Below are 8,323 nucleotides of genomic sequence, written 5' to 3'. Positions count from 1 at the left end.
GGGAAACCGCCCATGCCCATACCGGGGAAACCGCCCATGCCCATACCAGGGAAACCGCCCATGCCCATACCAGGGAAACCGCCCATACCCATACCGGGGAAACCACCCATGCCCATACCAGGGAAACCGCCCATGCCCATACCGGGGAAACCGCCCATGCCCATACCAGAGAAACCACCCATACCCATACCAGGGAAACCTATAATACGTTGAGAATCTAATGTCATGTTTTCACCTACTTTTTATAAATTCATATTCTTTTACATGCTATGCTTAAAGAGAATAAAAGAGCTTATTCTCCTTTGAAATTAGGCAAACTAGCTACTGAAATCGCCCGTTATGTGAACTAAGGAAGGCTAGTATGAAAAGAATTAAAAGCTTATGCTATTGACCTTGATGAATATTATGAGATTGTAGTCAGCTATAATAAAGAAAAGAGATAAAGAAACGGCCTGAATGTATACTGTTGTTGTTGAGAATATCAGTAAAATTGAGATGAGGTCAGTGTTTATTAGGATAGGAATATAAAAAAATATAATGAATTTTACATTCGAAAAAGGGAAAGAATCCTAAATGTTTAGGTTGTTTTTTAATAATCGTATAAGTGGAAAGTTTTTATTTTTTTAAGTCTGTTTCTCGTATTATTGTTGTATCTGTTATAAAGCCTGTATTCCATAATCAGTGTTATATGGAAATCATAAAGTTTATTGGTGATTTTATTTTTAATAATTAGAAAAAGCAACTAAATTTAGTTGCTTTTTTTGTGTAGGGAAGAGAACCACTGAATATAAACTTAAGACTCTTTCTCTTTTTTTAGTTTTCCTTTTTGCTTTGCCATTTCTCGAAGTAAATACTCGATGTGAGCGTTAACGCTACGAAATTCATCATTTGCCCATTTTTCGATGACTGCATGTAATTCAGGATCAATACGTAATGGAAAGCTTTTCTTTTTGGCCATAATTACCTACAACCTTTAATATAGACTTCCTGTGTTAATCACTGGCTGTGCACCTTTATCTGAAACGATGGCAACCAATAAGTTGTTAACCATGTTCGCTTTACGCTCGTCATCTAAATCGAGTACGCCTTCTTCATCTAACATATGAATGGAATCTTTCGCCATTTTTACAGCACCTTCGACAATCTCTTTTCGTGCTGCTAAAACAGCTTTCGCTTGTTGACGCTGAAGCATTGCATGGGCAATCTCTGTTGCATAAGCTAAATGTGTTAAACGAGTTTCTAGTACCTCTACACCAGCAATATCTAAGCGCGCTTCTAATTCGCGTCTTAGTTCCTCAGAGATTTCTTCGGCATTTCCACGTAGTGTAATGCAATTGTCATCTTGAAAATTATCATACGGATATTTCGTTGCAACGTGGCGAATTGCTGTTTCACTTTGAATTTCTACGAATTCATCATAATGTTCAACCCCAAAAATCGCTTTTGCTGAATCGACAACTTTATAAACGACAACAGCTGCAATTTCAATCGGGTTCCCATCTACATCATTTACCTTTAGTTTTTTACTATTAAAGTTTTCAACGCGAAGAGAAACAGTTTGACGAAGTGCGAATGGAATTGTTAAAAATAATCCATTTTGACGGATTGTTCCTAAATAGTTCCCAAAAAACGTAATCACTTTTGCTTGATTTGGTTGGACAATCCCAATACCGGTGGCAAGAATAGCAGCTAAAATTAGACAAAGTACAGCTACTACAAATATTTCTTGTACGAGGCAAAATACACCGATACCGGCTAAAGCTAAAAGACCAATAATACCTAGAAAACCATTTACATAAAACACTTGTTTTTCTCTCATACTAATCGCCTCCTTCTGATATAAAAATGATATCACTTTTATATCATCGAATGCAAGGGAGGAAAATCTTATTTTCTGAAAATAATAAAAAATATTTCTTAGAAGAGTGGGAAATTAGTTTTTTAGGTGTGCGGCGCGATACATCTCAAATTAATATATAGCTACAGTTATTTATCCCGCATTAACGGGCAGTAAGACCTCCACCTCAGAATCCAGTAAAAGCAAAGAGATTAGATGGGGGTCGGGCTGCCCGTAAAAGCTCGATTGGTACGGGCTAATAATCAGTGGGGGATGAAGAAAACCTCCACTGATTAAAGTTTCACTTTATTAAATTCTGAGGGTGTTGTAATTGATTCAATGCATAAAATGACTCATCAAAAAGTATTAGTCTCCGAAAGGCGAGGATTTATTGAAATGAATTCGAAGAACATTAAAAAAGGTGCGAGAACTGGTTGAAAAAAGCGATCTTCTGCAATACAAGCCACAATACGTTGAAATCTTAGATAGATGGGAGAAAGGTGATTTCACTCAAGCGGTTGAGGAGCATAATTTTTTTGGGAAATACAAGGCGGTAACACTGGTAAAGCCTACAAATTAACAAATCCAGAGCAAGAATTCATTCAAACACAAGGAAAGTAAAGAGCAAAAAAATCCGCTCTTTTTTTAGTGGAATCTCTTAGGGGAAATAAAACAAAAGGAACATTAGTTCTGTTTTGTGATAAAATAAAGAAGACTTAGCCGCCCACTGCAGCAGCTAAGTCTCTTTGAGAGCATCTTGCATCGTGACAAATGATTCAAAGCGGTTTCGCCAGGATTGCTTCTTCAATCGCTGACTCAATCTCTTTGTCAGAAGCATCATAACTTCCTTTTGATCCTGGTTTGTCAGGACTGGAAGTGTGACTTACTTCTTCTTGTTTAGCATGTCCTTTTTTATTAAAATCCATGCTAGGTATTTTTAAGGCACCCATGTTTATATATTTTCCAAATTTACATGCTTCAGTAATAGGACAGAAACGCAAGATTCCTTCTGCAATTTTCATTGCACCAAGCCACAGCAAAATCTTTGACCAAGTGCACCATGGTTTACGTGTGAGTTTAGCTGTGCTACAACTTAGTACAACTAAACCGAGTGTAATTCGGATTAGAGCATTCATTATGCCGATGTTTTGCTTCATCAAAGAAAACACTCCTTCTTCGTCAGCTTAGAAATAGCAAACACTATTTCAGTTGTTATTATTCCACGTAAGTTTCGTGATATGTAATCCAACATTTGACGGTGAAAAAGATGTTGGATTGGACGTGTGTATAGGTGTCTTTTTTTGTTATAATGTAAGAATGCATAAAAGGAAGTTTAAAAAGTCCGGTCAAGATAACCTTCGCATTTCTTCGTTGCTTTGCCAGTCCGGTACTCATGTAGTATATAGCTACACTCCGTGTCCTCCTGGCTGCAGCGCCTCGAATAGCTCGGCTCTCTAGATCCTCCTTTTTGAACCAGCACATAAAGGTGAATAGACAAAAGAAAGGGTGTTTTCATGTACGATATTTCACAGTGGAAACATGTATTTAAACTTGATCCGAATAAGGAATTAAGCGATGAACATTTAGAAATGATTTGTGAATCTGGAACAGACGCAGTGATTGTAGGCGGAAGTGACGGGGTAACAATTGATAATGTATTACACATGCTAGTAAGCATTCGTAGATATGCAGTTCCTTGTGTGTTAGAGGTTTCTGATCTTGAAGCTCTTACACCAGGGTTTGATTTTTATTACATTCCAAGTGTTTTAAACAGCTCAAAAGTGGAATGGATAACGGGAATTCATCATGAGGCATTGAAAGAATTCGGGGATATTATGAACTGGGATGAAATTTTCATGGAAGGATATTGTGTTTTAAATCCAGAAGCAAAAGTAGCTCAGCTTACAGAGGCGAAATGTGATTTAACAGAAGATGATGTGATTGCATATGCACGTATGGCAGACAAGCTTCTGAAGTTGCCGATTTTTTACTTAGAATATAGTGGTACTTACGGAGATATTGAACTCGTTAAAAATGTAAAAGCAGAATTACAACAAGCAAAGTTGTATTACGGCGGTGGAATTTCAAGTGCGAAAGAAGCAAAAGAAATGGCACAGTACGCTGATACAGTCGTTGTAGGAAATGTAATTTATGATGATATAAAGGCAGCTTTACAAACAGTAAAAGCTGTAAAAGGAGAGTAGGTGCAGGCACATATGAGTATAACTGATAAATTATTAAATGGTTTAAATCCTCAGCAACAAAAGGCAGTGCAAACAACAAACGGACCACTTCTATTAATGGCAGGTGCTGGTAGTGGTAAGACGCGTGTGCTAACACATCGCATCGCATACTTACTTGGTGAAAAAGGTGTAGCACCTTGGAATGTATTAGCAATTACTTTTACAAATAAAGCGGCTCGTGAAATGCGTGAACGTATCGATAAGCTTGTTGGCCCGGAAGCGGAAGATATTTGGATTTCTACGTTCCACTCAATGTGCGTACGTATTTTACGACGTGACATTGATCGTATCGGAATTAATCGTAACTTTACGATTTTAGATGCAAGTGATCAACTTACAGTTGTAAAAAAGATTATGAAAGAGCGTAATATTGATCCGAAAAAATTCGATCCACGTTCTATTTTATCTGGTATTAGTAATGCAAAGAATGAATTGTTATCTGCTGATAAATATGCAAAGCAAATTTCAATTGCGGATCCATTTGAAAAATTAACAAGCGATGTATATACAGAATATCAAAAACGTCTTTTGAAAAATAACTCATTAGATTTTGATGATTTAATTATGACGACGATCCATTTATTTGAACGTGTTCCAGAAGTATTGGAATTCTATCAGCGTAAGTTCCAATATATTCATGTGGATGAGTACCAAGATACGAATAGAGCCCAATACATTCTTGTAAATAAATTAGCTGCTCGCTTTAAAAACCTTTGTGTTGTTGGTGATTCTGACCAGTCCATTTATCGTTGGCGTGGGGCGGACATTTCTAACATTTTGTCATTTGAAAAAGACTACGAAAATGCACAGGTTATCTTGTTAGAGCAAAACTACCGTTCATCACAAAATATTTTAAATGCGGCTAATGCTGTAATTGAAAATAATTCAAATCGTAAACCGAAAAAATTATGGACAGACAATCAAATTGGAAGTAAGATTTCGTATTACCGTGCTGCAACGGAAAAGGATGAAGCATATTTTGTTGCAAAAAAAATTCGCGATGAAATTCAAATGGGAAATCGAAAATATACAGATTTTGCGGTTCTGTATCGTACGAACGCCCAGTCTCGTATGGTCGAGGAGATTTTCTTAAAGTCTAATATTCCATATAAAATTGTCGGCGGCATTAAGTTCTATGATCGTAAAGAGATTAAAGATATTTTGGCATACTTACGTTTAATTGCAAATCCAGATGATGAGATTAGCTTCGCACGTATTATTAACATGCCGAAGCGAGGAATCGGTGCCACGTCTATCGATAAAATTATTAACTACGGCGTGCAAAATGGGATTTCATTAACGGCTGTAATGGATGAAATTGAACATGTCGGAGTAAGTGCAAAAATCACAAAAGCAGTAAAAGAATTTGCAAGTCAATTACACAACTGGGTAAACATGCAAGAATACTTATCTGTTACGGAACTAGTAGAAGAAGTGATTGAGAAAACGGGTTACCGCGATATGCTAAAGAATGAACGTTCTTTAGAAGCAGAAGGACGACTTGAAAACTTAGATGAGTTTTTATCTGTTACACAGACATTTGAATCGCAAAGTGAAGATAAGAGTCTTGTTGCTTTCTTAACAGATTTGGCACTTGTAGCAGATATTGATCGCGTGGATGAGGATCCAACTGCGGGTGAAGAAGTTATTTTAATGACGATGCACTCGGCAAAGGGACTTGAATTCCCAGTTGTCTTTATTATTGGACTAGAAGAAGGAGTGTTCCCGCATACTCGCTCTCTTATGGAAGAAGATGAAATGCAAGAGGAACGCCGTCTTGCTTATGTAGGTATTACTCGTGCGGAAGAAGAGTTATATTTATCAAATGCCCAAATGCGTACGTTATTCGGTAGAACAAATATGAATGCAGCATCTCGATTTATTTCAGAAATTCCTACGGAGTTGCTAGAACCATTAAATGAAACAGCGCCAAAGCGTGAGACATTTAGTGCAAAAGGAAGATCGGCTGGGGCAACAACGACAACACGTTCCCGCTCTGCATTTGTGCGTCCAACTGTGAAAACGACAGGAGGAGAGCAAATTGGCTGGGCTGTAGGTGATAAAGCGTCCCATCAAAAATGGGGTGTTGGTACAGTTGTAAGTGTGAAAGGTGAAGGAGATGCAAAAGAATTAGATATTGCATTCCCAAGTCCAATTGGCATTAAACGCTTATTAGCAAAATTTGCACCTGTAACGAAACAATAGAAAGGAGTAAGGATATGTCAAAAGAAGAGGCAAAGCAGCGTATAGAAGAACTTCGTGATATGTTAAATGCATTCAACTATCAATATCACGTATTAGACAATCCTTCTGTTTCTGATGCGGAATACGACCGTGATATGCAGGAGCTTATAAAATTAGAAGCAGAGAACCCAGAATTTTTAATAGAAGACTCTCCCACCGTTCGAGTTGGGGGAGCAGTGCTTGATATATTTGAAAAAGTAACGCACAAATCGCCGATGTTAAGTTTAGGAAATGCCTTTAATGAAGGAGATTTACGTGATTTTGATCGCAGAGTACGTCAAGGAATTGATGATTCAAATGTAAGATATATATGTGAACTAAAAATTGACGGTCTTGCTGTTTCCCTTCATTATGAAAAAGGACGCTTCGTTCAAGGCGCAACACGTGGCGATGGCGTAACTGGTGAAGATATTACGCAAAATTTAAAAACAATTAAAGCGATCCCTCTTCGTTTGAAAGAAGAAGTAACATTAGAAGCGCGCGGTGAAGCATATATGCCAAAGCGTTCTTTTGTAAAATTAAACGAAGAGAAAGAACAAAATGGCGAGGCAGTTTTTGCAAATCCACGTAATGCAGCAGCAGGATCACTTCGCCAGCTTGATCCGAAAATTGCTGCGAAGCGTAATTTGTCAATGTTTGTGTACGGCCTTGCTGATGTGAAAGAAAAGACGATTGCATCACATAGCGAATCATTAAACTTCTTAGGCGAGCTTGGGTTTAAAACGAATCCAAATCGCCGCACATGTGAAACAATTGAAGATGTAATCGCTTATGTAGAAGAATGGCAGGAAAAGCGCCCGAATCTTAATTATGAGATTGATGGAATCGTAATTAAAGTAGATGATGTGGCCTTGCAAGATAGTTTAGGAACAACAGCAAAGAGTCCACGCTGGGCAATTGCTTATAAGTTTCCGGCAGAAGAAGTTGTAACGAGATTAACAGGTATTGAACTGAGCGTGGGACGCACAGGGGTTGTGACACCGACGGCAGAACTAGAGCCAGTTCGAGTGGCAGGAACAATTGTCCGCCGTGCATCTCTACATAACGAGGATCTAATTCGTGAAAAAGATATTCGAATTGGTGACTACGTTATTGTGAAAAAGGCTGGAGACATTATTCCAGAAGTAGTTAATGTTATTTTCGATAAACGTACTGGTGAAGAAGAAGAGTATCATATGCCAACGCATTGTCCGGCTTGTGACAGTGAACTGGTTCGTTTAGAAGAAGAGGTAGCTCTGCGTTGTATTAATCCAGCATGTCCAGCGCAAATTCGTGAAGGATTGATTCATTTTGTTTCAAGAAATGCAATGAATATTGATGGGCTTGGAGAGCGTGTTATTACACAGCTCTTTGAGGCAGATTATATTCGGACATTCGCAGATTTGTATCCATTAACGCAAGAGCAATTGTTACAATTAGAGCGTTTTGGTGAGAAATCAGCATCTAAATTAGTACAAGCAATTGAAACTTCTAAGGAAAATTCGTTGGAGCGTCTATTATTTGGACTTGGTATTCGTCATGTCGGTGCAAAAGCGGCTCGCACGTTAGCTGAGCATTTTGAAACGATGGATCATCTTGTGAAAGCAACAGAAGAAGAGTTAAAAGAGATTAATGAAATTGGCGAGAAAATGGCCCAATCAATTGTAACGTACTTTGATAATGAAGACGTGTTAGAATTATTACAACAATTTAAAGAGTACGGTGTTAACATGACCTACAAAGGCATAAAACGTGCTGATTTACAAAATATTGCATCTTACTTCGCTGGAAAAACAATCGTTCTAACAGGGAAACTAGAAGTTATGGGGCGTAGCGAAGCGAAGAAAAAGATTGAAGAGCTAGGTGGAAAAGTAACAGGTAGTGTAAGTAAAAGTACTGATTTAGTCGTTGCTGGTGAAGCGGCAGGGTCAAAATTAGCACAAGCAGAGAAACATAATATTGAGGTTTGGAATGAAGAGAGGTTCTTACAAGAGCTGAATAAGTAAGAGGTGCAAACTTA

9 protein-coding genes are annotated in these 8,323 nt (G+C 37.9%); 5 read left to right on the top strand and 4 right to left on the bottom strand.

Features of this window, described 5'->3' with window-relative positions; translation table 11 throughout:
• The 3 genes from C568_RS0121080 to C568_RS0121070 form a co-directional block, all read right to left on the bottom strand.
• The coding region (locus C568_RS0121080) for a hypothetical protein (protein ID WP_018782638.1) at positions 1-227 on the bottom strand (227 nt) is incomplete at its 3' end.
• 566 nt (positions 228-793) lie between these two features.
• Entirely contained in the window at positions 794-958 is a 165-nt protein-coding gene (locus tag C568_RS33380; protein ID WP_003194620.1) for a toxin-antitoxin system HicB family antitoxin, read from the bottom strand.
• A 15-nt stretch (positions 959-973) separates the two neighbouring features.
• A complete protein-coding gene (locus C568_RS0121070) occupies positions 974-1,819 on the bottom strand; it encodes an SPFH domain-containing protein (RefSeq protein WP_006093212.1) in 846 nt (281 codons plus the stop codon).
• 357 nt (positions 1,820-2,176) lie between these two features.
• Between C568_RS0121070 and C568_RS36530 the strand changes: the two genes are divergently transcribed.
• On the top strand, positions 2,177-2,275 hold the full coding sequence (locus C568_RS36530) for a DUF6241 domain-containing protein (protein WP_371399185.1): 99 nt from the start codon (positions 2,177-2,179) through the stop codon (positions 2,273-2,275).
• Positions 2,259-2,417 carry a DUF6241 domain-containing protein gene (locus C568_RS35665; protein ID WP_231398951.1) on the top strand — a complete coding sequence of 53 codons (159 nt, stop codon included), beginning with the start codon at positions 2,259-2,261 and terminating at the stop codon, positions 2,415-2,417. Before C568_RS36530 ends, C568_RS35665 begins: the two co-directional genes overlap by 17 nt.
• A 196-nt stretch (positions 2,418-2,613) precedes the next feature.
• Here the strand turns inward: C568_RS35665 and C568_RS0121060 are convergent, their stop codons facing one another.
• Positions 2,614-2,994, bottom strand: coding sequence for a YgaP family membrane protein (locus C568_RS0121060; protein WP_018782637.1), 381 nt, complete (start codon positions 2,992-2,994; stop codon positions 2,614-2,616).
• A gap of 357 nt (positions 2,995-3,351) precedes the next feature.
• On the opposite strand from C568_RS0121060, the gene C568_RS0121055 reads away from it, so the two are divergent.
• The 3 genes from C568_RS0121055 to ligA are packed head-to-tail and all read left to right on the top strand — an operon-like array spanning position 3,352 to position 8,309.
• Positions 3,352-4,041, top strand: a complete 690-nt coding sequence (locus C568_RS0121055; RefSeq protein WP_003194625.1) for a heptaprenylglyceryl phosphate synthase — start codon at positions 3,352-3,354, stop codon at positions 4,039-4,041.
• Positions 4,042-4,053: 12 nt separating this feature from the next.
• A complete protein-coding gene (pcrA, locus tag C568_RS0121050) occupies positions 4,054-6,285 on the top strand; it encodes a DNA helicase PcrA (protein WP_029427567.1) in 2,232 nt (743 codons plus the stop codon).
• Between the two features lie 14 nt (positions 6,286-6,299).
• Complete coding sequence (ligA, locus tag C568_RS0121045; protein ID WP_006093215.1) at positions 6,300-8,309, top strand: NAD-dependent DNA ligase LigA; 2,010 nt, start codon at positions 6,300-6,302, stop codon at positions 8,307-8,309.
• The last annotated feature ends 14 nt before the right edge of the window (positions 8,310-8,323 follow it).

Source organism: Bacillus sp. 95MFCvi2.1, from assembly GCF_000374965.1.
GTDB classification, from domain to species: Bacteria; Bacillota; Bacilli; order Bacillales; family Bacillaceae_G; genus Bacillus_A; species Bacillus_A pseudomycoides.
This window is presented reverse-complemented; position numbering and strand designations above follow the sequence as displayed.

Coding starts and splice junctions, on each gene's coding strand:
- C568_RS33380 (WP_003194620.1), bottom strand. CDS start 958: ATGGCCAAAAAGAAAAGCTTTCCATTACGTATTGATCCTGAATTACAT.
- C568_RS0121070 (WP_006093212.1), bottom strand. CDS start 1,819: ATGAGAGAAAAACAAGTGTTTTATGTAAATGGTTTTCTAGGTATTATT.
- C568_RS36530 (WP_371399185.1), top strand. CDS start 2,177: ATGCATAAAATGACTCATCAAAAAGTATTAGTCTCCGAAAGGCGAGGA.
- C568_RS0121060 (WP_018782637.1), bottom strand. CDS start 2,994: ATGAAGCAAAACATCGGCATAATGAATGCTCTAATCCGAATTACACTC.
- C568_RS0121055 (WP_003194625.1), top strand. CDS start 3,352: ATGTACGATATTTCACAGTGGAAACATGTATTTAAACTTGATCCGAAT.
- pcrA (WP_029427567.1), top strand. CDS start 4,054: ATGAGTATAACTGATAAATTATTAAATGGTTTAAATCCTCAGCAACAA.
- ligA (WP_006093215.1), top strand. CDS start 6,300: ATGTCAAAAGAAGAGGCAAAGCAGCGTATAGAAGAACTTCGTGATATG.